The sequence below is a fragment of the Alistipes intestinihominis genome (assembly GCF_040095975.1).
GTDB classification, from domain to species: Bacteria; Bacteroidota; Bacteroidia; order Bacteroidales; family Rikenellaceae; genus Alistipes; species Alistipes senegalensis.
This window is the reverse complement of the sequence record NZ_JBBMFL010000005.1, coordinates 214,257-240,561: the sequence shown is the minus strand read 5'-3', so window position 1 is coordinate 240,561 and position 26,305 is coordinate 214,257. Positions and strand designations below refer to the sequence as shown.

Genomic DNA, 26,305 nt, shown 5'->3' with positions numbered 1-26,305 from the left:
GGAGGAACCGAAAAATGAAAAATACGATTATAAGACTGACTGCAACCCTCTCGTTCGGCGCGCTCGCCCTGTCGGGCTGCGACAATTTCGACGAGATGAACGTAAACAAGAATGCGTTGCAGACCACCAATGCCACGAGTTACGTGCAGCCGATCACGTTCGGTCTCGAATATGCGCTGCTGGAGCGTTCGTTCGACGTCAATTCGCAGCTCATGCAGTACACCGTGCAGGGGCAGACCTCGGCCGAGCGCATCTACAACTACCGTTTCAACAACTCGATCATCAACTACTTCTGGCAGAACATCTACCGCTGGGCCGGCAATGCCGAGACCATGCGCGTGCAGGCCGAGAAGGACAATGACAAGACGGGGCTGGCCATCGCCTATATCCTCAAAGTGCTGACGCTCTCGCACATCACCGACGTGTTCGGCGACGCGCCCTATTTCGAGGCCGGCAAGGGCTACACCGAGGGCAAGTTCTACCCGGCTTACGACAGCCAGAAGGAGATTTACCGCGACATGTTCGAAAAACTCGAACAGGCCAACACCCTGCTGGCCGAAGAGGGCGCGGATTTCGACATGCAGGAGGATTACATGTACGACGGCAAGGTCGCCCAGTGGCGCAAGTTCGGCAACTCGCTGTACGTCCGCCTGCTGATGCGCGTCGTGCTGAAGGACGAGAGCGAGCCGGCCGGCGAGCGTCTCGACGCCGTGTCGAAGCTCAACGAGATCTTCTCCTATCCGTCGGTCTATCCCGTTTTCGAGAGCCGTGCGGACGCCGCCAACGTGAAGTTCGACAAGAACGTCAACGCGCAGTACACGCCGTTCCACAACACCCGCGCGGGTCTTTGGAACAACAACATGATCTGCGAGCGGCTGATGAACGAGATGTACGATACGTCGGCCGGGCTGAAGGACCCGCGCGTGTCGCTCTATTTCGACAAGCTCGTGGGCGTGCCGACGCAGATCACCTACAACGAGCTGATGGAATATTTCGACGTGGCGGCCCACTACCGCCGCAGCGTGATCCAGGACCGCGACCATTTCCCGCTGATGAACTACTCGGAACTGTGGTTCATCCGGGCCGAGGCGGCCTACCGCGGCTGGATTTCGGGCACGCCGAAAGAGTATTACGTGAAGGCCGTTTCGGAAGCCGTTTTCGAGTGGACCGACGATCCGGATGCGGACCTGACATCGTTCCTTTCCAATCCGAAGGTGTCGATCGACGCGCTCGACGGCGAGGAGGTGCTCGAACGGATCATGACTCAGAAGTGGATTTCGAATTTCCTGGTCGGCATCGAGTCGTGGTGCGACTACCGCCGCACGGGGTATCCCGAGATGCCCGTCAAGCCGCTGGCGGCCAACGACGGCATCCTGCCCACGCGCCTGCGTTATCCCGCCGACGAGGAGTTCCGCAACCGCGACCATTATTTCGAGGCGGTGAACGGCTGGCTCGGAGGCACGAACAACATGACCACGAACGTTTGGTGGGCCGATCATACCAACAAACGCAAATAAAAGGAGATCAACGATATGAAAAAATATATTTTTCTGATATTTGCAGCGGCGACGGCCGTTTTCGCAGCCTGTTCGTCCGACGAAGGAACGTCGGCGTATCCCGATAAACTGGAAGTCGTGATGACCCCGGCGTGGGACGCCACCCGGGGCATGACCAGTTCGAGCCAGACCCGGACCGTGGCCGTGACGCTCAATGTGGAGAGCGTGCACTGGACGGTGGCGTCCGACAGCGACTGGTGCATCGTCGATGAGGAGGAGAACCACGTGGGCAGCGGCGAATTTACGGTCGAGGTGACGGCCAACGAGGATTTCAAGTCGCGCGACGCGGTCGTCACCCTTTCGGCGGGCGCTTTCACCTACCGGATGACCGTCGATCAGTCGGGCAACATCTTCATCCTCGACAAGGTCTACTCCGTGGTGGCCCCGAACGATTCCGAGGCCATCGAGGTCGTGGTCAAGACCCTTTCGGAATGGCAGCCGGTGGATTCGGAATGGATTCACGGCGAGGTCGTCGAGACCTCCGAGCCGGATGCCGAAGGCATGACCACCTCGACGCTCCGAATCCGCTGCGACGCCAACACGGGCGCTGCGGGGCGCTACGGCACGCTGACCATCGAACCGACCGACGGGGTGGGGTACAGCACCGAATACGCCGTTTATCAATTCGGAACGGATATGCCGTTCGACACCGACGGCAAGCTCGATCTCGCGGCCAAAGGCGAGGTGAAATTCGATGTGGTGGCTCCTGCCGAGGCGGTCGTAGGCGTGACCTGCCCGACGTGGGTTACCTACGTGTCCGAACCGGACGGGGAGCAGGCGACCTACACTTTCTCCGTTGCGGAGAATCCCAGCGATACGAAGACCGAGCGCGAGGGCGTGATCGGCTTCTCGATCAAGGACATCGAGGCGCAGACCGCTCTGCCCACCATCAGGCAGGCGTTCTATCCTGCGGGCGGTATCGTTTCGGGCGCGGGTCTGAAGATGTTCGCCGAGGCGTTCAATGCGGGGGAAGACACCTCCGACTGGATGTCGGGCGAAGACGGCAAGACCGTCGAGGTGCTGGGCGATGTCGATATGAAGGATGTCGAGTGGACCTCGATCGGTACGGCGGAGCGTCCGTTCGACGGCATCATGGCCGGCAACGGGCGCCTGCTCCTGAACTGGAACACGGCGCAGCCGCTTTTCGGCTATACGGCCGAGGGTTCGGAGATCCGCGAGCTGACGATCGACGCCACATCGAGAGTGACCGCCCGAAGCATCGCTGCGGGCGAATATGCCGCGGCGTTTGTCGGGGTCTGCAACGGTGCACTGCGGAATTGCAGCAATATGGCCGCCGTGACGCTCGATGCCGCCGCCACGGTGGACGGAGCGTGCGGCGTAGGCGGTCTGGCCGGTCTGGTCGGGGCGACCGGACGTGTCGAGAACTGTTCGAACAGCGGGCTCGTCACGCTGGGCAGCCAGGTGGTTTGCAACGATCTTTCGATCGGCGGCGTCGTGGCCCGGACGGAACCCGGTGCCGTGATGACGGGGTGCGTCAACGACGGGTCGGTCGTTTCCAACGGCGCCACGGAAAAGGACAACAAGAAATACAGCCTCTACACGGGCGGCGTGGTCGGCTATGCCGGCGGCACGGTCGAGAACTGCACGACCGAGGGCACCAAGTCGATCATGCTCGCAGTCACGGCGGCGTTTATGAGTTATACGGGAGGCATTGCCGGCTGGGCCGACGGTGCCGTTATGGGCTGTACCAACAAACAGCCGATTTCGCTTTCGGTCAACCGTGACGGCGATGCCTGCCGCTACGCTTATGCCGGCGGCATTGCCGGAAAAACGACCGGAGCGCTTTCCGACAGCAAGAACCGCGGCGGCGTTTCGGCGGCTGCGATCTGCAAGTTCGTCATTATCGGCGGTATCGTCGGTTCGGCCGATGGCGCCGTGTCGAATGTCGTCAATGCGGCGGCGGTGTCGCTTCCCGGCAATCCCGGCGGAACTGCCGGCCCGCTGAAAGAGGGGTATATCGGTCCCCGATACGCCTATGTCGGCGGTATCGCAGGTCAGTTGATGGACGGCGGTTCGATCACCGGCAACGGCGACACGACCAATTCGGGCGCCGTTTCGATCGACCTGATGGAGCACAATTCGGGTGCGCAGGCTTGCGCCGGAGGAATCGTGGGGCAGCATCTCGGTAAAATCTCCGCCACGCTCAACGAGGGCGCCGTCTCGGTCGTAGCCGCTCCGGCATCGGGCACGGCGAACTGGAAAGCACGTTGCCTGGGCGGTATTGCCGGAATCGTGGGCGATCTGGATTATGACTATTCGGGTGCCTCCATTGCCGGTTCGAAGAATGCGGCGGGGCTGATTCACGACCGAATGGCATCGACCCGCGCCAATGCCATGCCCGTTTATATGGGAGGCATCGCCGGATATGTCTTCGAGCCGAACTGTACGATTTCGGATTGCACCAACAGCGGAGAGGTGAACAATGATTATTACAACAACAACATCGAATACGACGGGAATGCGAGCGGCAAGCGTGCTAATTGCGCGGGCGGTATCGTCGGGGCGCTCGTTTCCACGGGCGATCCCAATGTCGTTTCCTCCTGCGTCAATTCGGGTACGATGACCGTTTACCGCGGTATGGCGGGCGGTGTGGTCGGATATGCTTCGGTCGCACAGATCCGGGATTGTACGAATACCGGCGATTTCCCCACCGCCAACCGGAACGGCCGGTCGGGAGGTATCGCTGCCCAGGCAATGAACACGCAGATCGAAGGGTGTCTGAACCGTGCGACCGTTACGGCGGATGGAACGGGCGATGCGACGACCGTCAAGCTCGGCGGTGTCGTCGGCGATTTGTTCGAAGGTTCCTCCGTGCGGAGCTGCGATCATTACGGGATGCTCTATTCCCAGACCTACGGACAGGCCAAGTTCGTCGGTGGTGGCATTGCCGGCACTTCGGTTGCCGGCACTACGATCGACGACTGCCGTTTCGGCGGTCAGTTCAAGGGGTCGAGCGGCGATCCCGTGGCCCTGATGTCCGATAACGTCTGCGGCGACAAGAATTTCACCGGCTCGGGAAACACCCTTTGGGACGGAAAATAAACGGTTAGTGGGTCGGGGACGGGGCGGAAGCCTCCGTTCCGTCCCCGTTTTTTAGAACAACGATGCGACGCATGCTACGACAACTGATATTCGCCCTCCTGGCCGGGTGGCTGCTGGCCGCCTGCGGAGGTAACGACGCGCCCGGGGGGATCGGGCCGGGCCCGGACGCGGCCGTCAGCGGAACGGTCCTCGACCAGCGGGGGCTGCCCGTCGAAGGGGTGGTCGTGAGCGACGGACTGCTCACGACCCTGACCGACGAGTTCGGAAACTATACGCTCGACAGCGACCTTTCGAAGCGGAGGTTCGTGCAGGTGACCATCCCCGCGGCGTATGAGATTCCCGTGAAGGACGGCATCCCGCAGTTCTGGCAGCGTATTCCCGAGGGTTCTGCGAAAGTCCGGGCCGATTTCACGCTCACGGCCCGCCGCAAGGCGGCCTCGCGCTATACGATCCTGATGACGGCCGATCCGCAGATCCGTTCACGCAATGCGCGTTACGACAACTTCGCGTTCCATTCGATCGACGTGTACGAGGAGATGTGCCGCGATTTGCAGGAGACGGCCGCGTCGATCACCGACCGCCCGGTTTACAGCATTTCGCTGGGCGACCTGGTCCACAACGATATGTCGCTCTATCCGACCTATTGCGCCGGGATCGCGGATTTCGATTTCCCGGTCTTCAACGTGATCGGCAACCACGATCATGTGCAGAACGTGGCGACCGACCGCGAGGCGGTGAAGAAGTTCGAGGAGTACCTCGGCCCGACCTGCTATTCGGTCGAGCTGGGCGAGCTGCATTTCATCTTCCTCGACAATATCATCATGAAGAACAACACGCTCGACCCGAACACTACGGGGGCGTATAACGACGGGCTTTCGGACGAGGTGTACAGCTGGCTGTGCAACGACCTGAAATACGTCGATAAGAACAAGATCGTCATGCTCTGCGCCCACAGTTCGATGTTCCGCAAACCCGACTCCGAGCCCGCCGAGCGCGACAAGCACGGCCCCGACTACGCCTCGCGTCTGGCGCAGTACCGTTTCGTGCACTCCTGGGCGGGCCATTCGCACATCAATTTCAACTACGCCTATGCGGCCGAGGAGCCGGCGGCGAAATTCCCCAATGTCGAGTCGCACATTCTGGCCCGTTCGACCGGGGCGCTGTGGCTCAACGAGCGGATCTCGACCGACGGAACGCCGCGGGGTTATCTGGTCGTGGATGTCGATGGGGAGCAGATCAGCTGGTATTACAAACCCTTGGGGCTGGGGCGCGACCGTCAGATCCGGGCCTATGCTCCGGGCGTCTGGTACGACGACGGATACGTCTATGCCAACGTCTGGAACCACGACGCCCGGTGGGGCGAGGTCCGCTATACGGACAGCGGCAAGGACAAGGCCGAAATGAAGCGGGTCACCGCCTATGACGGGGCCTTCGTCCGGATGGCCGACTACTACAATTCGGCGCAGAGCACGGCCACGTTCGAGCCTTTTCGGACCTCGCACATGTTCCGCATCCTGCCCACGGCCGGAGCGACGCAGGCGACCATCGAGACGACGGACCGTTTCGGCGAACACTATACGACTACGTTGGAGTGGTAACAAACCTGAAAATTTAACCGAATTATGAAGAAATTGTCATTGACTCTTCTTGCCGTGGCGGTAACTTTGGCTGCTGCCGCGGGCGGCATCTCCTCCGCTGCGGACCTCGCGGCCTTCGCCGAGGCCGTCAATGCGGGCGGCGACATCGCCGCATGGCAGGACGAACGCGGCGAGGTGCACCTGAAAGCCGATATCGACATGGGCAAGGTAAAACGTTTCGCGCGGATCGGGACCTTCGAGGGCGTCTTCGACGGCGAGGGCCACGCGATCCTCAACTGGAAGACCGACGGCGGGCTGTTCCGGCTCGTCGCCGAGGGCAGTACCGTGCGCAACCTCGTGATCGCGGAGAGCTGTTCGATGAAGGTGTCGGACGACGGCGAGGATGCGCTTTATGCGGGTTTCGTGGCCGACGTGAACCACGGCACGTTGGAACGCTGCGAGAACTACGGCTCCATTGCGCACCGTTCGCCCCGGTCGCAGCACGACAATTACGTGGGCGGCGTCTGCGGCATGAACAAATACGTCGTCATCCGTTGCAAGAACGGCGGCGAAATCACCTCGACGGGCAACTGTCCGTCGCTGGCCCCGGACGCCGAACCGCGGATGTACCTGGGCGGCGTGCTGGGCGGAAGCCTCGGGCGTTCGCTGCCGGGGGCCTTCGTGGCTTATTGCGAGAACACCGGGCGCGTCAGCTATTCGGGCGCGTTCATCGTCTCGCACATCGGCGGCATCGTGGGTTACAACATGCGCGTAAAGACCAAGTTCTGCATCAACCGCGGCGAGATCGTCTCCGCGGCGCGCGGCGTCGAGGAGGGCAGCGACCGCTACTGTCAGGAGATGGCGGGCGGCATCTGCGGCATGGCCAAGGGCGACGTGATGTGCTGCGACAATTTCGGGGCCGTCACCACGCGCGGCTATGCGTACAGCCTCACGGCCGGCATCTGCGGTTCGGCCCACGAGTCGCTGACCGTCGGCGACTGCGACAATTTCGCACCCGTCACCTCGACGAGTTCCTATCAGGCTTCCGTCGGCGGCATCGTCGGACTGTCGGGGCGTCCCGTCGTCGTTTCGCACTGCCGCAACAAGGGGGCCGTGCGGTTCGACGGCGTGAGCGTGGACCGCCGTTCGACCGCCGGGGGTATCGTGGGCGACATCTATGCCAAGAAAGATGCCGTTTACGCCGCTTCGGTCCGCGACTGCCGCAACGAAGGCGATGTCTCCTGCGGACTGGGCGAGAACACGCGCAACAGCGCGCGCGGCATCCAGGCGGCCGGCATCGTGGGCTTCGTCAACGGCAATGAGGCCGTGAGCGCCGACGTGCGCGACTGCGTGAATACGGGGCGGGTGCGTTCCGAATCGGGACGTGCGGCCGGCATCTGCGGCTTCGCCAGCTACTGCGATTTCGACGGCAACGAAAACCTCGGGACCGTCGAAGGAGGCGGTGCCTTGTTGGGCGGCATCGTCGCGGCGTTCGAAAACGGCTCCGTCAGAGGATGTACGAACCGCGGCGACGTGCTCGCCGGGCCGAAAGGTCAGGCGGGCGGTATCGCCGCGACGACGTGGAACGGCGGGAACTCCCGCATCGAGGCGTGCCGCAACGGCGGCGTGGTGAAGGGGATGTTCGGACTGGCCGGGTCGATCCTCGGCGAGGGCCGCACCGCCACCGACCGCATCGAAGCGTGCGGCGTAGGCGGCGGCGTGGGAACGTCGGCGCAGAGCCGCGATGCCGCGGCGAAGGCTTCGCCCGGGAATTTCGAACAGTTCGTCACCGGGCGCAACGTCGTGAAGAACAAGGCGGTCGTGGACCTCGCAAGCTGTTATTACTGGGACGGGAACAATTAAAAAACGCAAGCTATGAAACGTTTGATCATCTATATCTGGGCGGCGCTCCTCTGCTGCGCCGCCTATGCCCAGACTCCGAATGTCACGGGCCGCGTCGTGTCGAGCGGCGGACTGCCCGTCGAGGGCGTCGTGGTGAGCGACGGGCTCAACTGCACGCAGACCGACGCCGAGGGGCGCTATGCGCTGACGAGCGACCTTTCGCAGCGCCGCTTCGTCTTCATTTCGGTGCCGGCCGAATACGAAATCCCGGCGCGTCACGGATGCCCGCAGTTCTTCAAACGCATCGACCGCTTCCAGAAGGAGGTGAAGGCCGATTTCGTGCTCGAACCGCGCCTGACGCCCGCCGAGCACCATACGCTGCTCGTGCAGGGCGATCCCCAGATCAAGAACTACGGCGTCGATGGTTCGGCCGAGGCTTACCGCTCGGTGGTCATTCCCGACATGATCCGCATGCGCAACACGATCAGGACCCCGTGCTACGGCATCAACCTCGGCGACCTGGTCTACAACGACATGAACGTCTACAACACCTATATCGACAATACGGAGCGGGTGAACACGACGACCTTCAACGTCATCGGCAACCACGACCACGACCAGACGACTATCCTGAGCGATTCGCTGGGCACGGTCTATTTCGAGATGTACCTCGGTCCGACCTGCTATTCGGCCAATATCGGCAACATGCATTACGTCTTCGTGGACAACATCCTCTACGGGCGCGAGGATGCCTCGAAATCCTACGAACTGGGGCTGAGCGACGAGATCGCCCACTGGCTCCGGCAGGACCTGAGCTACGTGCCCAAGGACAAGACGATCATGATCTGCGCCCATTCGCAGATGTTCAAGAAGTACAGCAGCTTTTCGACCCGCAACAGGAACTATGCGGTCTACCGCGACGAGCTGCTCAAGTTCAGGAACGTCTATTCGTGGGCCGGGCACAACCACCACACGTATATCTACAATTACAACCGTTCGGAACAGATGCCCATCGAGAACCTGACGGCCGTCACCGTCACCCGTTCGACGGGTTCGCTGCGACTGAACAAGCATCTCAACAACGACGGCACGCCGCAGGGCTATATGATCGTCGATGTCGATGGCGACGACGTGTCGTGGTATTACCACTCCTGCGGCAAGGACCGCGGCCATCAGATGCGCCTTTATTCGCCCGTGCGGACCGGAAGCGACTACGTGCTGGCCAACGTCTGGACGTGGGACGACGCCTGGGGACCCGTCGAGTGGTGGGAGAACGGCGTAAAGATGGGCGAGATGGAGCCCTGCGAGGAGTTCGACCCCGATTATGTGGACCTGTACGCCACGGTGACCAATAAGACCACCCGCAAATACTGTCAGCCCGCGAAGTCGTTCCACATGTTCCGCATCAAGCCCTCGCCGGGCGTGAAGGCGGGCGAGGTCCGGGTGACCGACCGCTTCGGGACGACTTATACGGAGCATGTGAGCTGGTAAGGTACGGTTTTGGATACCGTTCAGCAGTCAGCTTGCCAAAGAGAAGATGTTTCATACCGGAGTTCCATATTTCGGATATACCGAACAGGAGGTAAAAGAGGTGTTTACGGCTCTTTATCCGCGGTTGTGCGCCTATATCGACGGCGTGACCGGCCGCGGGGACCTCGGCGACGACATCATTCAGGAGATTTTCTACAAGTTCCTCCGGCGCCGTCCCTGCCTGGATCGCGCCAAGGTGCCCTCCTACCTCTTCTCGATGGCCCACAACGAGTGCCTGAACTGGCTGCGGCGGAACAAGATACTTTACAACAGCGTCGATCTGAATAAGTTGCAGGAGTCCCGGGCGTGGGAGACGCTTGCCCTGTGCGATTTTCTCGACGCGCCCAACGACTCTCCGCTGGCGACGCTGCTGATCGAAGAGGTGCTGGCGCTGTGCGACCGCCTGCCGCCCCGGACCGCGCGGATTTTCCGGATGAGCCGCATCGACGGTCTGACCAACCGGGAGATCGCCGAACGGCTGCACATCGCGCAGCGCACGGTCGAAAAGCATATTTCCCTTTCGATCCGCTGGTTCCGCCGCTCGCCGCAGTTCAAGGACCGCTGGCCGGATTCGGAATGAAACGACTGACAAAACGAAAAAAACTGATATGAAGAAACTGTTCATCCTTTTTTGCGCCGCTGCGTCCGCAACGGCCTTCCCCGCCGTTGCGCAGACCTTCTCGACGGGAACCTACAACGTGCGGCAGCTCAACGCCGGGGACGACGCGAAAGGCAACGGCTGGCAACGACGTCTGCCGGTGATCGCGTCGCTCATCTGCTTCCACGATTTCGACATTTTCGGGGCTCAGGAGGTGTTCCACAGCCAGTTGGAGGACCTTTTAGGGGCGTTGCCCGGCTACGGATACACCGGCGTCGGGCGCGACGACGGCGCCGAGGCGGGCGAATACTCGGTCGTGTTCTACAAGCGCGACCGTTTCGAACTGCTCGACTCGGGCCATTTCTGGCTCGCCGAGGACCCCTCGCGCCCGAACAAGGGCTGGGACGCCAAATATGTCCGCATCTGCTGCTGGGGGCGTTTCCTCGACCGCGAGACCCGGGAGCGGTTCTGGTTCTTCACCCTGCACACCGACCACAAGGGCGAACGGGCCCAGGTCGAGAGCTGCCGGCTGGTGCTGGACAAGATCCGGACGATGTGCCGCGGCGAACGCGCCGTGCTCACGGGCGATTTCAACGTCGGCGAGACGAGCGAGAGCTATGCCGTGCTGCGCGACTCGGGGCTGCTCTCCGACACCTACGATCTGGCTGAGATCAAATACGCCTGGACCGGGACGGAAAACGGCTTCGATCCCGACCGCAAGACCTTCCGCCATATCGACTACGTCTTCGTGACACCCGGCTTCCGGGTCCTGCGCTACGGCATTCTGACCGACACCTACCGTTCGGAGGAGCCCGGGGGCAGCGCGAAACCTTTCCGTGCCCGCACGCCTTCGGACCACTTCCCGGTGCTGGTCGAGCTGGCTTTCGCCGAGTGAAATTCACCGTAACCTGAAACTATTCCCGAACAAACGAATGAGCATACTCTCTTTCTTCCGCAAAAGCGAGCCGTCGGAGCCCTTCACGGGCGACGACGCAGCGCGCATGAAACTCTACAAGAAGCTGCGTTTCCAGAGCTTCATCGCCGGCACGGTCGGTTACAGCCTCTATTACGTCTGCCGCACGAGCCTCAATGTGGTCAAGAAGCCGATCCTCGAAAGCGGGGCTCTCGACGCCACGCAGCTGGGCATCATCGGCTCGGCGCTGCTGTTCGCCTACGCCATCGGCAAGTTCGTCAACGGATTCCTCTCCGACCACAGCAACATCAAGCGTTTCATGGCCGCGGGACTGTGCGTCTCGGCCGTCGCCAACCTGTTGGTCGGGGCGCTGGGCTTCGCCAACGGCGGAGGCATGGTCGGCAATATGACGCTCTTCATCGCCTTCGCCGTGATGTGGGGTGTCAACGGGTGGTCGCAGTCGATGGGCGCGCCCCCGGCGATCATCGCCCTCTCGCGCTGGTACCCTCTGAGCAAGCGCGGCACCTACTACGGATTTTTCAGCGCCAGCCACAACCTCGGCGAGTTCCTTTCGTTCCTCTTCGTCGGGGCCGTCGTCGGCATCTTCGGCTGGCAGTGGGGCTTCGTCGGGTCGTCGGTGGCCGGGGTGTTGGGAGTGCTGGTGATCGTTTTCCTGTTGCACGACACCCCCGAATCGAAGGGCCTGCCTCCGATCGAGGTGCTGACCGGCGAGGAGTCCCCCGAGCAAAGCCACGACCACGGGTCCACCTCCGAACTCCAGCGTTCGGTCATCCGCAACCCCTTCGTCTGGGTGCTGGCGTTGTCGAGCGCCTTCATGTACGTCTCGCGCTACGCCATCAACGGCTGGGGCGTGCTGTTCCTGCAAGAGGTCAAGGGATATTCGCTGGCCACGGCCACGCAGGTCATTTCGGTCAACGCCCTGTTGGGGATCGTCGGAACGGTCTTTTCGGGATGGTTGTCCGACACGCTGTTCCACGGCCGCCGCAACGTGCTGGCTTTCGGCTTCGGCGTGCTGAACACCGTCGCCCTGTGCCTGTTCCTCTACTCGGGCGACAGCATGTTCGTCAACCTGCTGAGCATGGTGTTATTCGGTATGGCCATCGGGGTGCTGATCTGCTTCCTCGGTGGACTGATGGCCATCGACATCGTGCCGCGCGAAGCCACGGGCGCGGCCCTCGGGATCGTCGGAATGGCCAGCTATGTCGGCGCCGGGTTGCAGGACATCGTCAGCGGCTGGCTGATCAATTCGGGCAAGACGGTCACCGACGGTGTCACGACCTACGATTTCGATACGGCGATCGTCTTCTGGATCGCGGCTTCGGCGCTGTCGTTCATCCTCGCGCTGTTCGTTTCGAAGAAATCGCATGTGTAAAATCCGATTCAAAACCAATATGAAACCGATTCGACTTATCTTTGCTTTGTGCAGTCTCGCGGTTGCGGCGGCGGTATCCGCTCAGCCCGACACGCGATTCAACCGGGCGCCGCTTCAGCCGCGGCCCTATGCCGAACTGCCGATCGGCGCCGTGAAGCCTGCGGGCTGGCTCAACGAACAGCTCGTGCGGATGCGCGACGGCATGACCGGACACCTCGATTCGCTCTACCCGCAGGTCATGGGCCCGCGCAACGGCTGGCTCGGAGGCGACGGCGACGTGTGGGAGCGCGGTCCCTACTGGATCGACGGCCTGCTGCCGCTGGCCTACATTCTCGAAGACCGGCGGCTGATCGCCAAGGTGCAGCCGTGGATCGAATGGGCGCTGGCGTCGCAGACGGCCGACGGCAATTTCGGACCCGTGACCGACCGTCCGGCCGAACCGGGGTTGCAGCGCGACAAGGCTCGTGACTGGTGGCCCCGTATGGTGGTCCTCAAAGTGTTGCAGCAATACCATTCGGCGACGGGCGATCCGCGCGTCTTGGATTTCATGGGCCGCTATTTCCGCTACCAGCTGGCGCAGCTTCCCCGGACGCCCCTCGACAACTGGACCAAATGGGGGCGCGTCCGCGGCGGCGACAACCTCGCGGTGGTCTATTGGCTCTACAACCTTACGGGGGAGAAATTCCTGCTCGAACTGGGCGAGCTGATCCATAAGCAGACGTTCGACTGGACGGGGGGCTTTCCTGCACGGCGACCACCTGAGCCGCCCGTACAGCCTCCATTGCGTCGATCTCGGCCAGGGTTTCAAGGAACCGGTGGTCTACTGGCAGCAGAGCGGCGATTCGCGCCACATCGAGGCCGTGGGCCGTGCCGTGGAGAAGATGCGCCATACCATCGGGCTTCCGACCGGGCTTTGGGCGGGCGACGAGAAGCTCCGTTTCGGCGATCCGACGCTCGGTTCGGAGCTGTGCACGGCGGTCGAGATGATGTTCTCGCTGGAGCAGATCCTCCAGATCACGGGAGGCCGCGAGTGGGGCGATTATCTCGAACGTGTGGCCTACAATGCCCTGCCGACCCAGACGACCGACGCGCAGGACGCCCGGCAGTATTACCAGCAGGTCAATCAGGTGGAAGTCACGCGTAAGGTGCGGCCTTTCTCGACGCCCCATGAGGATACCGACATCGTTTTCGGTCTTTACACGGGTTATCCGTGCTGTACGTCGAATCTCCATCAGGGGTGGCCCAAACTGGTGCAGAACCTCTGGTATGCGACCCGCGACGGCGGTCTGGCCGCTTTGGTCTACGCCCCTTCGAAGGTCGAGACCACGGTCGGCGGCCGGAGCGTCGTGATCGAGGAGCGCACCGACTATCCTTTCCGCGAGCGGATCGCTTTCTGCGTGACGCTGCCCGGGGCTGGGAAACGGGCCACGGCGGCTTTTCCGCTCCACCTGCGCATTCCCGGCTGGTGTGCCGAGCCCGAGATCACGCTCAATGGCGAGAAGGTGGCTTTCCGCAGCGCGGGCGAAGGGATCGTCGTCGTGGAGCGCGAGTGGCGTTCGGGCGACTGTCTGAACCTCACCTTCCCGGCGCAGGTCGCCGTGAGCCGCTGGTACAACGAGGCGGCCGTCGTCGAGCGCGGACCGCTGGTCTACGCCCTGCGCATGAACGAGAAGTGGGAGCGTCACGCGATGGAACCGGAGAAACAGACCCTCTACGGTCCGTATTATTACGAGGTGACCTCGGATTCCCCGTGGAATTACTGCCTCCCGAAAGCGAATGTCCGGCCCGAGAAGGTCGCGGAGAGCTTCGTGGTGGAGGATGCGGGAGAAATGGCGCCTTATCCCTGGACGCCCGACGGCTCTCCGGTGAAGATCCGTACCCAGGCCCACCGCATCGGCGACTGGACGCTGCACGGCGGATCGGCGGGGCCGATCGCCTTCGTCTCCTCGCAGCAGATGTACATGACGCCCGAAGCGGAGTGGATCGAACTGATTCCTTACGGCTGTACGACCCTGCGTGTTACGGAGTTCCCGGTGCGATAGACGAACGCTGCCGTATACGAAACGCCGCCCGACCGATCGGGCGGCGTTTTTCGGGACGGGCGGACATCGCCCGGACCGTTCGTCGGACAGCGCGTCAGTCCGTCAGGCCCATCGCTTCGCGGACCCGTTCCGCCTCCTGCCGGCCCCGCTCGGTGGCGGAGCCGCGCACCACGGTGAAGAGCACCCGCAGGGTGGATTCGCGGTACCGGCTTTCGGTCATGGCGTTCTGCCAGAAGAGCTGTTCGAACACTTCGTAATAGACCTCGCCGAGCAGGTAGCCCTGTCCGACGCCTTGCAGGAATAGCCTCTGCTGCCGCTCTTGCAGTTTCCGGCGGCTCTGGCCGATGGCGTCGATCACGGCGGGATAGGAGGGGGCGTCCTCGGAGAACATCCAGCTCATCTGCCCGAAGGCGTCGCAGACTGCGACCGACGTGCGGATCAGCGCCTCGACGGGGCTTGCCGACGATGCCTCGGCGGCTTGCAGCGTCTCGTCGAGTTGTCGCAGTCCGTATTCGACGCTCAGTTCCGCCAGTTCGCGCTTGTCGCCGAAACTGGCGTGCAGGTCGTGCCGGGTGACGCCGAGTCTGTCGGCGATTTTGTTGAGGCTCAGGTTTCGGATACCTTCGTGCAGGAAAAGCCCGCAGGCGGCTTTCAGCATCTCTTCTCGGTTCATGGTCGTATGTTTTTTTAAGTGTTATGCCCGTTTGCGGTAGGTCGCGGCGGCGAGCGTGTTGAAGGCGGCGGCGAAGACGGCCAGCAGGACGTAGTCGGACCACAGGTCGCCGATCAGCGAACCTTTGAGGTAGACGGCGCGCATGATCTCGACGAAGTAGCGGGGCGGCAGCAGGCGGGTGATCCACTGCGCCCATGCGGGCATCGACTCGACGGGGGTGATCAGGCCGCTCATCAGGATGAAGATCATCACGAAGAAGAACATCACGAACATCGTCTGCTGCATGGTTTCCGAACGGTTGGCGATCGCCACGCCGAGCCCCGACATGGTGAGGACGAAGAGCCCCGCGGCCAGGAAGATGGCCCCGATGCTTCCGGCCGGAGCCAGTCCGTAGACGATCCATGCCAGCAGCATGGCCGCACCCAGCACGGCCGTTCCGATCACCCAGTAGGGGATCAGCTTGGCCAGCGTGAAGGTCAGCCGGCTGACGGGCGTGACGTTGATCTGCTCGATGGTTCCGGTCTCCTTCTCGCTTACGAGGTTCAGCGCCGGCAGGAAGCCGCAGAGCATCACCAGCAGCATGATCATCAGCGCCGGGATCATGTAGTGGCGGTAGTCGAGCGTCGGGTTGTAGCGGTTCTCGACGACGACGGGATCGGCGGCCGGCGGCTGTCCCTGCTCGCTGCGCAGTTCCGCGAGGGTCTGCGTGACGGTCTGCACGAGATACTGCATTCCGAGGCTGCCCTTCACGGCGTTCACGCCGTTGGCCGCGATGTCGATCCGTTCGGGCTTCCCGGAGGCCAGCGAGCGTTCGAAATCGGCGGGAATCCCGACGATGACATCCGCATCGCCCGCTTCGAGGGCTTCGAGCGCATCGTCGTAGCGTTTCGGGATACTCCGGAGGGTGAAATAGTCCGAGGCGCCGATCTTCTGGATCAGCCTCCGCGATGCGGGCGAGCGGTCGCCGTCGATCACCGCGACGTTGACGTGGCGCACGTCCATCGTCGTCACCCACGGGATGACGAGCATCACCATCAGCGGGAACATCACGGCCATCTTCGGCAGAAACGGGTTGCGGAGGAACTGCCGCCATTCCTTGTCCAACAGGTAAAAAAGGGTACGCATTGTCAGGTAATTATAGCTGTTTACTGTGTCTGCCGCTTTCGGCCGCTGTCTTTGCCGCCTGCGGCGTCACCCGGCTAAAAGCCATCGGGGCTTGGTCACGATTTTGCGCTTCTAAAAGCCGTTTCTTGAACGGCTCTCGGGAGGGTGATGGCATGCGTTTCGCGCGGTCGGTCGTTATTCGAGTTTGTCGTTGAACTTCCGGAGCGCCGCGGCGATCAGCAGGGCGGTCATCGCCGCGAGGATCGAGAACTCCCGCAGCACGCCTCCGAACGGCAGTCCCTCGATCATCAGCTTCCGCACGGCGTCGATGTACCAGCGGGTCGGGATGATGCAGGAGATCGGCTGCAACACCTTCGGCATGTTCTCGATCGGGAACGCCAGCCCCGAGAACATGATGATCGGGAGCAGGATCAGCATGCCCGAGATGATCAGGGCCGTGGCCTGCCGGTCGGCGAAGGTGGAGATCAGCAGCCCGAAGGCGAGCGAGAGGGCGAGGTAGAGCATCGACACTCCGATGATCGCCCCGAGGTTGCCCGACAGAGGCACGTCGAGAACGAACCGCGCCAGCAGCAGGATCGACGCGAGGTTGAAGCACGAGAGAGCGAAGTAGGGGATCATCTTGGCCAGCACGACCTTCAGCGGCCGCACGGGCGACACGAGCAGCACCTCCATCGTTCCGGTCTCCTTTTCGCGGACGATCGACACCGAGGTCATCATGGCGCAGATTAGGATGAAGATCATGCCCATGATGCCCGGCACGAAGTTGTACGAACTCTTCATCTGCGGGTTGAACAGCAGGCGGGTCCCGGCGGCTGACACGCCCGGTTCGCCGGACAGCAGGACGCTGGTCAGATAGCCCGCTCCGGCCGACGCCGTGTTGGTGTTCGAGGCGTCGAAGACCAGCTGCACGGCCGGTTCCGCCGCGAGGCCCTGTTTCAGCGCCTTCGTCCGCCGGTCGTAGTCTTCGGCGAAGACCACCACGGCGTCGGCGTCGCCCCGGCGCAGCGTCCGGTCGATCTCCGTTGCCGCAATGCAGCCCCGGAACGTGAAATAGGGGTTGGCCGCGATCCGCTCGACGGCCCGGCGGACGGCCTCGGTCGGATGCGGGGCCACCACGGCCACTTCGATGTCGGTGACCTCGGTGTTCATGGCGAAGCCGAACAGCAGCACCTGCACCACGGGCATCAGCAGCACGATCAGCATCGTCCGCGGGTCGCGCACGATGTGGAGCGCCTCTTTTTTGACGAATGACAGGAAACCACCCATATTATTCGGTCCGTTTGGCGCCGCGGGCCAGCGTGCGGAACACCTCGTCCATCGACCCTGCGGCGAATTGTCTTTTCAGTTCGGCCGGGGCGCCCAGCGCCCGCACCTGTCCATCGACCATGATCGACACGCGCGAGCAGTATTCGGCCTCGTCCATGTAGTGCGTCGTGACGAAGACGGTGGTGCCTCCGGCGGCGGCTTCGTAGATCAGCTCCCAGAACTGGCGGCGCGTCACGGGATCGACGCCTCCCGTCGGCTCGTCGAGGAACACCACTTCGGGCCGGTGGAGCGTCGCCACCGAAAAGGCCAGCTTCTGTTTCCATCCTAACGGCAGGGAGCCTACCAACGTGCCGGCTTCGCGGCGGAACTGCAACCGGTCGAGCAGCGTCACGGTGCGCCGCAGCATCTCGCGGCGTCTCAGTCCGTAGATTCCCGCATAGAGGCGGATGTTTTCGAGCACGGTCAGATCGTCGTAGAGCGAAAACCGCTGGCTCATGTAGCCGATGCGGCGTTTGATCTGCTCGCCCTGGCGCATCACGTCGAATCCGGCGACGGTGCCGCTTCCCGACGTGGGATAGCTCAGCCCGCAGAGCATTCGCATCGCCGTGGTCTTCCCGGCGCCGTTGGCCCCGAGGAATCCGAAGATCTCCCCGCGGGCCACGTCGAAGGTGATGCGATCTACGGCCACGAAGTCGCCGAACCGCTTGCTCAGCTCCCGGACGGATATGATCGGGTCATGGTTCATGGTACATCAGTTTGATGAATACGTCTTCTATTCCCGCTTCGGCGGGGCGGATCACGGCGTCGGGGAAGCCCTGCCCGGCCAGCTCGCGGGCGAACGCCGCGGCATCGAACCCGTCGGCGGGGATCAGGTGGTGCGCCTCGCCGAAAGGGTAGCATTCGCGGACCCCCGCCGAATGGCGGGCCGCCAGCAGCAGGCCGTACATGTCTCGGCCCGAGAGGGCGTAGAGCGGTCCGTCGAACCGTCCGACGATCCCCTGCGGGGTGTCGATGCCGAGGATCTTCCCTTCGTTGCAGAGTGCGATGCGGTCGCAGCGGCGCGCCTCGTCCATGTAGGGCGTCGAGACGAGCATCGAAATGCCTTTCGACTTCAACTCGGAGAGCATGTCCCAGAATTCGCTGCGCGACACGGCATCGACTCCCGTCGTGGGTTCGTCGAGCAGCAGCACCGAGGGGCGGTGGATCAGCGCGCAGCACAGCGCCAGCTTCTGTTTCATGCCGCCCGAGAGTTTCCCGGCGCGGCGCGTGCGGAAGGGTTCGATCTGGCGGTAGATCGGGGCGATCAGGTCGCGGTTGGCCGCGGCATCGACGCCGAACAGCGCGGCGAAGAAGTCGAGGTTCTCCTCGACCGAGAGGTCGGGGTAGAACGAGAACCTCCCGGGCATGTAACCCACCCGCCTGCGGATTTCGCGGTACTCCCGCACGATGTCGCAGCCATCGACCGACGCCGTGCCTCCGTCGGGGTTTATCAGCGTCGTGAGCAGGCGGAACAGCGTGGTTTTGCCCGCGCCGTCGGGACCGATCAGCCCGAACAGTTCGCCCCGCGCGACTTCGAATGTCACGCTGTCGAGCGCCGTCAGCGCGCCGTAATGCTTGGTCAGACCGTTCGTTTCTATTGCGTTTCGTGCAGCCGCCATTTGATTTTTCATTTTTAATTGCGGAGCCTGACTTCGCCGTAAAGGCCGATTTTCAGCCGTCCGTCGTTCTCGACGGCGATCTTCGCGGCATAGACCAGGTTGGCCCGCGAATCGCGCGTCTGGATCGTCTTGGGGGTGAATTCGCTCTCCGAGGCGATCCACACGATGCGCCCCGGGTAGTCGATGCGGCTGTCGCCGCCGAAATCGGCCGTGACGGTCACCTCCTGCCCGAGTTTCAGCCCGGCCAGCTGGTCCGAGGTGAAGTAGGCCCGCAGGTAGATGCGGTCGAGGTCGGCGACCTTCATCAGCGGACGCCCCACCGACGCCAGTTCCCCGGCTTCGCTGTATTTGGCCAGCACCGTCCCCGCGACGGGCGACGCGATGCGGCACTTCGCCAGCTGGTCCTCGATCCGGGCGATTTGCAGGTCGATGGACGAGGAGTTTTCGTCGATCGACGCAGCGTTGTTGCGGAGCGTCGAGAGCTGGGCCTCCAACTGTCCGTTCAGCACCTTGATCTGGGCGTCGATGTCGTCCAGCTGCTTGGTCGTGGCGGCGCCGTCCCGGAGGAGGTTTTCGACGCGGCGGCGTTCGGTCTGCTGCTTGGCGATCTGCTCGCGCAGCGATGCCGCCTGCTTGGCGATGTCGGGGCGGTTGCTGACGACCGAGGCCCGCTGGCGCTCCAGTTGCAGTTTTTGCAGGTAGAGCTGCACGGTGTCGATCGCGCCGACCTGCCGGCCGGCTTCCAGCACGTCGCCCTCTTCGGCGTCGAACCGGAGGATGCGCCCCGCGGCCTCGGCCGACACGACCACCTCCGTGGCCTCGAACGTTCCCGTGGCGTCGAAATCCCTGTTGCGGCCGCAGGCGGCTGTCAGGAGCGGCAGGGCGCAGTAGATGAATATCCGTTTCATAAGAGCTCTGTTTTTATCGGTTTATCGTGTGTTTGAGTTCATAGATGGTTTTCAGAAGTTCGATCTCGCGGGCCGAGCGCGCCGTGGCGGCCGCCGCCTCGTCGGTGATCTTCCGCAACAGATCGTCGGTGTCGATCACGCCGTTGCGGAGCTTCGACTCGGCGGCTTCGCGCACCGAGCGGCGCAGGGCCACGATGCGGTCGTCGTCGGCGAGGGCTTTGCGCAGACGGGCGATGTCGCCGCTCTCCTCGGCCGTCTGCAACCGCGTGTTGAAAAGGAATATCTCCCGCTGCACTTCGACCTGTTCTTTGGCCGTGCGCAGTTTGGCGAGCGAATTTTTCCGGGTGTAATAGGCCCCGAAATTCCACGACATCTTCACGCCCGCCATCGCGTTCCACGACCAGTCCGGCGACATCATGCTTTGGAAATAGTCCATCCCCGGATAGCCGTAATACCCCTGCGCGAAGAGTCCGAAACGCGGGCGGGTCGCCGCTTTGACCAGCCGTTCCTGCGCCGTGAGTTTGTCGGCCGTGGCGTCGAACAGCGCCAGTTCGGGGCGTGACGACTCCATCGAGCGGGGCTCCGAGGCGTCGGGACGCTCCAGCCGTTCGCCGTCCAGCGGACGGCCGGTGAAGATCTCCAGCATCCGGCGGTAGCTGTCGCGCGAGGCCGTGACCTGCGTCAGCTGCTGGTTCACGGTCAGCAGTTCGGCTTCCACGGCGTCGGCGTCGCTCTGCATCGCCACGCCGTTCCGTTGCAGGGCCCGGACCTTTTCGAGGTTGCTGCGCAGCAGGTCGAGCGTCAGCCGGGTCTGCGCGATCCGCTCGTCGAGGAGCAGGATGCCGAAGAAGAGGTTGTCCACACGTCCTTGCAGCGCATAGAGGTCCACGTCCGCCGAGCGCGCCTGTTCGGCGGCCTCGGCCCGGGCGATGCGTTTGTCGGCCTCCGACTTGCCGCCGTCCCAGAGGGTCTGGTTCAGTTCCAGGGCTGCTTTGTATTGGTCTTTGTTCATCCCCGGCATATCGATTCCCTGCTGGGCGAGCATGCCCGCGAGGGCGTTCGGGAACGAGGGGACTTCGGTCTGCCAGGTGGCCTGCGCCGCGAACGAGAGCTGCGGCAGCCATGCCCGGCGGGCGTTCGACAGGGTGTATTCCTCGGTCCGGTGCACGAGGTCGTATTGCCGGATTTCGGGGTAGTGCTCGCGGGCCAGCCGGCGGCACTCGTCGAGCGTCACTTGTGCGCCGGCCGAAAGTCCGGCCAGCAGGCATCCGCACAGAAGGGCGATTCGTTTCATGGGCTACGATTTTTTGAGTCGGCGCAGGACGATTTCCACGTTTTCGCTCCTGCGCAGTTCGAAGAAGCGGCTCCGGTCGCCGGAGAGGTCTCCGAGGATGGGCTCGACGACCGGAAAGGCGATGAACGGGAAGACGTTGAGCGAGATGATGTCGAGCATCAGCATCCGCACGTCGATCCGGTCCGTCTCGCCGCGGGCCGCCGATGCGTCCAGCTCCTGCTGGATGTCGTGCATCAGGACCTCTGCGATCTCCCGGATGCGCGTGCGCATCGTCTCGTAGCGCTCGGGCCGCGAGAAGACCTCGTTGACGATGAAGCGCGGCAGGTCGGGGTTGGCCGCGATGAAGTCGAAATGGCGTTCGACCCCGTTTCGCAGGCGTTCCGCCAGCGGGAGCCCCGGTTGTCCGAATGCGGTCAGCACCGATTGGCTCATCAGGCGCATCTTCTCGTCGAGGATGCGTTCGAAAAGTTGTTCCTTGGTCCGGAAATAGTAGTGCAGCATGGCGTGCGTCACACCCGCCGCCTCGGCGATCGAGGTCGTCCGCGCTCCTGCGAACCCCTTGTTGAGGAATTCCCGTTCGGCGGCTTCCAGAATCGTCTGCTCCTTGTTCTTGGCCGGTTTGGTCATGGCGTCGCGCTGTGTTAACAATTTGATTTAACAATTTTGTCAGTCGCAAATATACGATCGTTTTTCCGATTTGCAACGATTCCGGGGATTTTTTCTGTCGGCGGGGCGGAAAGTTTTGCCGGCCGGCTGCGATTCGGTTTTGCTCCTGCCCGGTTTTTTTATACCTTTGTCCGCTGGAATGAAAGCATCTTTCAAAAAGACATACGCCTCGCTGGATGCCGACCGGCTGGTGCTCCTGTGGCTTGCCGTGTGGTGGGTGTGCAACCTCTTGCAGGCCGGCCTGACGGAACTCGCCAACGACGAAGCCTATTACCACATGTTCGCCGAACGGCTCGTATGGGGCTATTTCGACCATCCGCCCGTGACGGCCCTGCTGGTCTGGGCCGGGGAACGCCTCTTCGGCGGCGAACTGGGCGTGCGGTTCTTTTTCACCGTGCTCCAGCCCCTCTACCTTTGGATACTGTGGCGCCTCGTCCGTCCCGCGGACGCCGACCGCAGGGACGCCGCGCTGTTCACGGTCGTTTCGGCTTCGACGCTGATGCTCCAGCTCTACGGCTTCATCGCCGTGCCCGACGGTCCGCTGATGCTCACCGCGGCGCTGTTCCTGCTGACGTTCAAGCGATTCACCGAAGGCCGCCGCATGGCGTGGCTGTGGATGGGCGTCGCTATGGCGCTGATGGCTTACAGCAAGTACCACGGGGCGCTGGTGGTCCTTTTCGCGCTGGCGGCAGCCCCCCCCCGCCAATTACTGCGTCCGTCGCTATACCTGAGCGGGGCCGTGGCCCTGCTGCTGCTCGTGCCGCACCTCGTGTGGCAGTACGACCACGACTGGGCGTCGTTCGCCTATCACCTCTCGGGCCGCAACTCGGTCTTCAAACCCGGCTACGTCGTCGAGTTTCTGGGCAACATGCTGGTCGTCTTCAACCCCTTCTTCGTGCCGCTGTACGTGCAGGCGTGGCGGAAGGTGAAGCCGCAGACGACGGTCGGACGGGCCCTGAAACTGCTGCCCGTGGCCTTCATCGGCTTCTTCCTGCTCTCGTCCCTGCGGGGATACGTGCAGCCCCAATGGGTGATCGTCTCCTGTTTCGGACTCGTTTACGTGCTGTTCGACTATGCGCGGCGCCATCCCCGCACGCGGCGTTACGTGATGCGGGCGGGCGGCGTGACCATTGCGCTGGTCGCGCTGGTACGTATCGAGATGATCTTCAATCCGCTGGGCGTCCGCTTCGAGGTGTTCGACAACCGCGCGAGCTACGGCGCCATCGCCGAAGCGGCTGACGGCCGTCCGGTGATCTTCCGGCAGGGCTATGCCGTGGCGGCCAAATATGCTTTCTATACCGGCGGCGAGGCTTATTGCCAGCCCAATATCCGCTACCGCACGCATCAGTGGCAGTTCCGGGACGACGACTCCCGCTTCACGGGGCGCGAGGTGCTCGTCGAGTGTCCGGCCGATATGGCCGACACGACCCGGGAGGTCCGGAGCCTCACGATGGCCAACGGCCGGCGGTTCACGTGGTTCGTAGACCGGAGTTTCCATCCGGTGCGGCTGGTGGACATAGCCGTCGCGGGGTTGCCTGAGGAGGTGGCCGCGGGTGAGGAACTGCATCTGGAACTGACGATCACGAATCCCTATCCCTACGTCATTGCGGTCGGTGAAAAGGGCTTGCAGCTGACGATGCTGTGGAAACACGGGCGTTTCCGGGTCGAGGAGTTCCCGATCGAAGCGCATTTCAAGATCCCGGCGGACGACGAGCTGACCCGGGAGGTGACCTTCACCGTGTCGCCGCAGCTGGCCGGGGAGCGATTCGACGTGGGGTTCGCCCTGCGCCGCGAAGGATATACGAATTGGTTTAACGGAAAAGCCGTCCCGACGAGAGTGGTCGGAAACTTATGATAGAACAATTTATAAAATTCTGCGTGGTCGGCGGTTCGGGCGTCTTCGTCGATTTCGGTGTCACCTATCTCTGCAAGGAGTTCCTGCGGCTGAACAAATACGTGGCCAACTCGCTGGGATTCCTCTGCGCATCGACCACGAATTATATACTGAACCGTGTCTGGACGTTCCACAACGAAAATCCCGACATCGCGGGCCAGTACTTGCGTTTCCTGGGCATCGCGGCGATCGGGCTGGTCATCAACAACGCCACGATCTACCTTCTGCACAACCGGTTCCGGCTGAATTTCTACCTGGCGAAACTCTTCGCCACGGGCGTGGTGACGTTCTGGAACTTCTTTATGAACTATTTCTTCACGTTTTAAGCGGCTTCGACCCGCTTCATCGGTTCCGGAATGCGGATGAATGCCGTCCAGCACATCCGCAGCCACAAGGCCAGCAGCAGCCACAGGTTAAGCTGCCATCCGTAGAAAAGCTGCATGACTTTCGGCGGGCACAGCACGTCCACCGGCATCACGACCACGATTACGAAGGTCGCCCAGTAGGCGATCTTGTCGGCAAGACGGATTTCCCCCCCCCCGGCGCATCGTCCAGTACCACATCTGGTAGCCGATCAGCATGATCACGTAGGTGTGCCCCTCGCTCGAATTGCTGAACAGAATGACGTAGCCCATCAGGATGGCCAGGCAGGCGATCCGGAAGAAGGGCAGCCGCCAACTGCGCCAGTTCGCCAGCACGCCGACGGCCAGCAGCGCCAGTACGCCGATCTGCACGTACGTCCGGTAGGGCAGCAGTCCGAGCGGACGCAGGTAGAAGACGTTCATCCACGTCCGGGTGTCGGGGTGTTCCGTCAGGGCGCCGACCCATTGGCCGTAGTAATCCGGCAGTTCCGCCAGCGGCATGTTGACGGCCGGAGCCAGCAGGCATGCGATGCCGATCAGCACGGCGTAGCCCATGTTACGCCAGAAATGCGGATAGAACAGCAGCATCGCCAGCTGGAAGATGCCGTATATCTTCGTGAATCCCGAGACCATAATCAGCAGCACGGCCCAGAAACCCTTGTCGCGTTCCAACAGCGAGTAGGCGAACAGGAACATGTAGCCCACGGCGACGTTGTACTGGAACGACAGCTGCGTGCAGGCCAGAATCAGGAACGTGAAGAGGAACGATTTGCACTTCTCCTCACGGGTGAACTTTCCGGGCAGGGTGAAGATCGCCGCGAACCACAGCGTGAAGTTGAAGACATTCCACACGATCGGCCCCAGCCATGCGGGCAGGTAGGCGAACGGTGCGAAGAGGATGTTGAAAAGCGGCCCGTAGAGGAAATAGTCGAGCCGGACGGGGAATCCCGCGGGCGGCCAGTTGGCGCCGTAGGGGGCGATCTGCTGCCAGAAGAGCTTCGTCGATTCGGCGAAGATCATGAAGTTTTTGTGCCTGCCGCGCGTGACCTCCGAAACCGAGAGCGCCAGCACCAGCAGCAGTCCGATGACGTAGAGGTTGCGGGGGTTGAGGAAAAACGCCCCGATGCGCCGCCAGACGGAACCCTCCGTCCCCGGCCGTGTGTTCAGCATTCCCTGCTCCATGTTCGTTTACCGGCGTTTGCGGATTTTGCGGAACGGGAGGCCCAGCACGCCGAAGAAGGCTTCGCGGAAAATGCCGCCGCTCATTTTCGACACTCCCTCGCGGCGTTCGACGAAGATGATCGACACCTCTTTGAGCTTCATCCCGAGCCGCCAGGCCGTGTATTTCATCTCGATTTGGAAGCCGTAGCCCTTCATCCGGATGGCGTCGAGGTCGATGGTCTCCAGCGCCCGCCGCGAGTAGCAGACGAATCCTGCCGTGGCGTCGCGCAGCGGCAGGCGCGTGACGATGCGCACGTACATCGAGGCGAAGTAGGACATCAGCAGGCGCGACATCGGCCAGTTGACGACGTTGACGCCCTGCACGTAGCGCGAACCCACCACCACGTCGTTGCCCTCGGCGGCCGCTTCGTACAGCCGCACCAGGTCGTCGGGGTTGTGCGAAAAGTCGCAGTCCATCTCGCAGATGTAGTCGAACCCCTGCTCCAGCCCCCAGCGGAATCCCGTGAGGTAGGCCGTTCCGAGCCCCTGCTTGCCCGAGCGTTCCAGCAGGTGAAGCGTCGCGGGGAACTCCTTCTGGCGTTCCCGGACGATCGCGGCGGTGCCGTCGGGCGATCCGTCGTCGATGACGAGCATTTCGAAGGGTTCGGGCAGCGAGAAGACCTTGTCGATCATCGCCGATATGTTCTCCTTTTCGTTGTAGGTCGGAATGATTACGAGTTTGCGCATGGTGTGAATGTTTTTACAAAAAACAAAGGTAACAAAA

The 26,305-nt window shown here is 62.6% G+C and carries 18 protein-coding genes and 2 pseudogenes; 11 read left to right on the top strand and 9 right to left on the bottom strand.

Annotated features, from left to right (window positions below; all coding sequences use genetic code 11):
• Positions 1-14 precede the first annotated feature (14 nt).
• The 9 genes and pseudogenes from WMO46_RS06570 (at position 15) to WMO46_RS06530 (ending at position 14,514) form a co-directional block, all read left to right on the top strand.
• A complete protein-coding gene (locus tag WMO46_RS06570; RefSeq protein WP_349094035.1) occupies positions 15-1,517 on the top strand; it encodes a SusD/RagB family nutrient-binding outer membrane lipoprotein in 1,503 nt (500 codons plus the stop codon).
• A 15-nt stretch (positions 1,518-1,532) separates the two neighbouring features.
• Positions 1,533-4,619, top strand: coding sequence for a BACON domain-containing protein (locus tag WMO46_RS06565; RefSeq protein WP_349094034.1), 3,087 nt, complete (start codon positions 1,533-1,535; stop codon positions 4,617-4,619).
• Between the two features lie 71 nt (positions 4,620-4,690).
• Complete coding sequence (locus WMO46_RS06560) at positions 4,691-6,217, top strand: calcineurin-like phosphoesterase family protein (RefSeq protein ID WP_349094033.1); 1,527 nt, start codon at positions 4,691-4,693, stop codon at positions 6,215-6,217.
• Between the two features lie 24 nt (positions 6,218-6,241).
• Positions 6,242-8,059, top strand: a complete 1,818-nt coding sequence (locus WMO46_RS06555) for a hypothetical protein (RefSeq protein WP_288660637.1) — start codon at positions 6,242-6,244, stop codon at positions 8,057-8,059.
• Between the two features lie 12 nt (positions 8,060-8,071).
• Entirely contained in the window at positions 8,072-9,529 is a 1,458-nt protein-coding gene (locus tag WMO46_RS06550) for a calcineurin-like phosphoesterase family protein (protein WP_349094032.1), read from the top strand.
• Positions 9,530-9,575: 46 nt separating this feature from the next.
• Positions 9,576-10,148: a sigma-70 family RNA polymerase sigma factor gene (locus tag WMO46_RS06545; RefSeq protein ID WP_019149575.1), complete on the top strand. Its 573-nt coding sequence runs from the start codon at positions 9,576-9,578 to the stop codon at positions 10,146-10,148.
• A 28-nt stretch (positions 10,149-10,176) separates the two neighbouring features.
• Positions 10,177-11,061: an endonuclease/exonuclease/phosphatase family protein gene (locus WMO46_RS06540; protein WP_349094031.1), complete on the top strand. Its 885-nt coding sequence runs from the start codon at positions 10,177-10,179 to the stop codon at positions 11,059-11,061.
• A 37-nt stretch (positions 11,062-11,098) separates the two neighbouring features.
• Positions 11,099-12,472 carry an MFS transporter gene (locus WMO46_RS06535; RefSeq protein WP_349094030.1) on the top strand — a complete coding sequence of 458 codons (1,374 nt, stop codon included), beginning with the start codon at positions 11,099-11,101 and terminating at the stop codon, positions 12,470-12,472.
• Between the two features lie 19 nt (positions 12,473-12,491).
• Positions 12,492-14,514, top strand: a pseudogene (locus tag WMO46_RS06530) (beta-L-arabinofuranosidase domain-containing protein).
• A 94-nt stretch (positions 14,515-14,608) separates the two neighbouring features.
• Here WMO46_RS06530 and WMO46_RS06525 read toward each other — a convergent pair.
• The 7 genes and pseudogenes from WMO46_RS06525 to WMO46_RS06490 form a co-directional block, all read right to left on the bottom strand.
• Complete coding sequence (locus WMO46_RS06525; protein WP_129650586.1) at positions 14,609-15,187, bottom strand: TetR/AcrR family transcriptional regulator; 579 nt, start codon at positions 15,185-15,187, stop codon at positions 14,609-14,611.
• 21 nt (positions 15,188-15,208) lie between these two features.
• Positions 15,209-16,312, bottom strand: coding sequence for an ABC transporter permease (locus tag WMO46_RS06520; protein WP_129650585.1), 1,104 nt, complete (start codon positions 16,310-16,312; stop codon positions 15,209-15,211).
• 174 nt (positions 16,313-16,486) lie between these two features.
• Positions 16,487-17,578 (bottom strand): ABC transporter permease, encoded by a 1,092-nt coding sequence (locus tag WMO46_RS06515; protein WP_302588288.1) that lies wholly within the window; start codon positions 17,576-17,578, stop codon positions 16,487-16,489.
• A gap of 1 nt (position 17,579) precedes the next feature.
• Positions 17,580-19,236 (bottom strand): annotated as a pseudogene (locus tag WMO46_RS15635) (ATP-binding cassette domain-containing protein).
• Positions 19,237-19,250: 14 nt separating this feature from the next.
• Entirely contained in the window at positions 19,251-20,144 is an 894-nt protein-coding gene (locus WMO46_RS06500) for an HlyD family secretion protein (protein WP_302588285.1), read from the bottom strand.
• 13 nt (positions 20,145-20,157) lie between these two features.
• Positions 20,158-21,438 (bottom strand): TolC family protein, encoded by a 1,281-nt coding sequence (locus tag WMO46_RS06495; protein ID WP_349094029.1) that lies wholly within the window; start codon positions 21,436-21,438, stop codon positions 20,158-20,160.
• Positions 21,439-21,441: 3 nt separating this feature from the next.
• The gene (locus tag WMO46_RS06490) at positions 21,442-22,086 is read right to left on the bottom strand and encodes a TetR/AcrR family transcriptional regulator (protein ID WP_276760604.1); all 645 of its coding nucleotides are present in this window, start codon (positions 22,084-22,086) and stop codon (positions 21,442-21,444) included.
• Positions 22,087-22,243: 157 nt separating this feature from the next.
• Here WMO46_RS06490 and WMO46_RS06485 point away from each other — a divergent pair, with 157 nt between their 5' ends.
• A complete protein-coding gene (locus tag WMO46_RS06485; RefSeq protein WP_349094028.1) occupies positions 22,244-23,959 on the top strand; it encodes an ArnT family glycosyltransferase in 1,716 nt (571 codons plus the stop codon).
• A complete protein-coding gene (locus WMO46_RS06480) occupies positions 23,956-24,324 on the top strand; it encodes a GtrA family protein (protein WP_129650579.1) in 369 nt (122 codons plus the stop codon). The genes WMO46_RS06485 and WMO46_RS06480 overlap by 4 nt, the downstream gene beginning before the upstream one ends.
• An 87-nt stretch (positions 24,325-24,411) precedes the next feature.
• On the opposite strand, the gene WMO46_RS06475 is transcribed toward WMO46_RS06480, so the two are convergent.
• Together WMO46_RS06475 and WMO46_RS06470 are read right to left on the bottom strand one after the other, a co-directional pair.
• On the bottom strand, positions 24,412-25,530 hold the full coding sequence (locus WMO46_RS06475) for a glycosyltransferase family 87 protein (RefSeq protein WP_349094027.1): 1,119 nt from the start codon (positions 25,528-25,530) through the stop codon (positions 24,412-24,414).
• Between the two features lie 18 nt (positions 25,531-25,548).
• A complete protein-coding gene (locus WMO46_RS06470; protein ID WP_019149590.1) occupies positions 25,549-26,268 on the bottom strand; it encodes a polyprenol monophosphomannose synthase in 720 nt (239 codons plus the stop codon).
• Positions 26,269-26,305: the final 37 nt, after the last annotated feature.

Bases quoted from the DNA above. Each gene is read 5' to 3' on its own strand.
- WMO46_RS06570 (WP_349094035.1), top strand. From the start codon at position 15: ATGAAAAATACGATTATAAGACTGACTGCAACCCTCTCGTTCGGCGCG.
- WMO46_RS06565 (WP_349094034.1), top strand. From the start codon at position 1,533: ATGAAAAAATATATTTTTCTGATATTTGCAGCGGCGACGGCCGTTTTC.
- WMO46_RS06560 (WP_349094033.1), top strand. From the start codon at position 4,691: ATGCTACGACAACTGATATTCGCCCTCCTGGCCGGGTGGCTGCTGGCC.
- WMO46_RS06555 (WP_288660637.1), top strand. From the start codon at position 6,242: ATGAAGAAATTGTCATTGACTCTTCTTGCCGTGGCGGTAACTTTGGCT.
- WMO46_RS06550 (WP_349094032.1), top strand. From the start codon at position 8,072: ATGAAACGTTTGATCATCTATATCTGGGCGGCGCTCCTCTGCTGCGCC.
- WMO46_RS06545 (WP_019149575.1), top strand. From the start codon at position 9,576: ATGTTTCATACCGGAGTTCCATATTTCGGATATACCGAACAGGAGGTA.
- WMO46_RS06540 (WP_349094031.1), top strand. From the start codon at position 10,177: ATGAAGAAACTGTTCATCCTTTTTTGCGCCGCTGCGTCCGCAACGGCC.
- WMO46_RS06535 (WP_349094030.1), top strand. From the start codon at position 11,099: ATGAGCATACTCTCTTTCTTCCGCAAAAGCGAGCCGTCGGAGCCCTTC.
- WMO46_RS06525 (WP_129650586.1), bottom strand. From the start codon at position 15,187: ATGAACCGAGAAGAGATGCTGAAAGCCGCCTGCGGGCTTTTCCTGCAC.
- WMO46_RS06520 (WP_129650585.1), bottom strand. From the start codon at position 16,312: ATGCGTACCCTTTTTTACCTGTTGGACAAGGAATGGCGGCAGTTCCTC.
- WMO46_RS06515 (WP_302588288.1), bottom strand. From the start codon at position 17,578: ATGGGTGGTTTCCTGTCATTCGTCAAAAAAGAGGCGCTCCACATCGTG.
- WMO46_RS06500 (WP_302588285.1), bottom strand. From the start codon at position 20,144: ATGAAACGGATATTCATCTACTGCGCCCTGCCGCTCCTGACAGCCGCC.
- WMO46_RS06495 (WP_349094029.1), bottom strand. From the start codon at position 21,438: ATGAAACGAATCGCCCTTCTGTGCGGATGCCTGCTGGCCGGACTTTCG.
- WMO46_RS06485 (WP_349094028.1), top strand. From the start codon at position 22,244: ATGAAAGCATCTTTCAAAAAGACATACGCCTCGCTGGATGCCGACCGG.
- WMO46_RS06480 (WP_129650579.1), top strand. From the start codon at position 23,956: ATGATAGAACAATTTATAAAATTCTGCGTGGTCGGCGGTTCGGGCGTC.
- WMO46_RS06475 (WP_349094027.1), bottom strand. From the start codon at position 25,530: ATGCTGAACACACGGCCGGGGACGGAGGGTTCCGTCTGGCGGCGCATC.
- WMO46_RS06470 (WP_019149590.1), bottom strand. From the start codon at position 26,268: ATGCGCAAACTCGTAATCATTCCGACCTACAACGAAAAGGAGAACATA.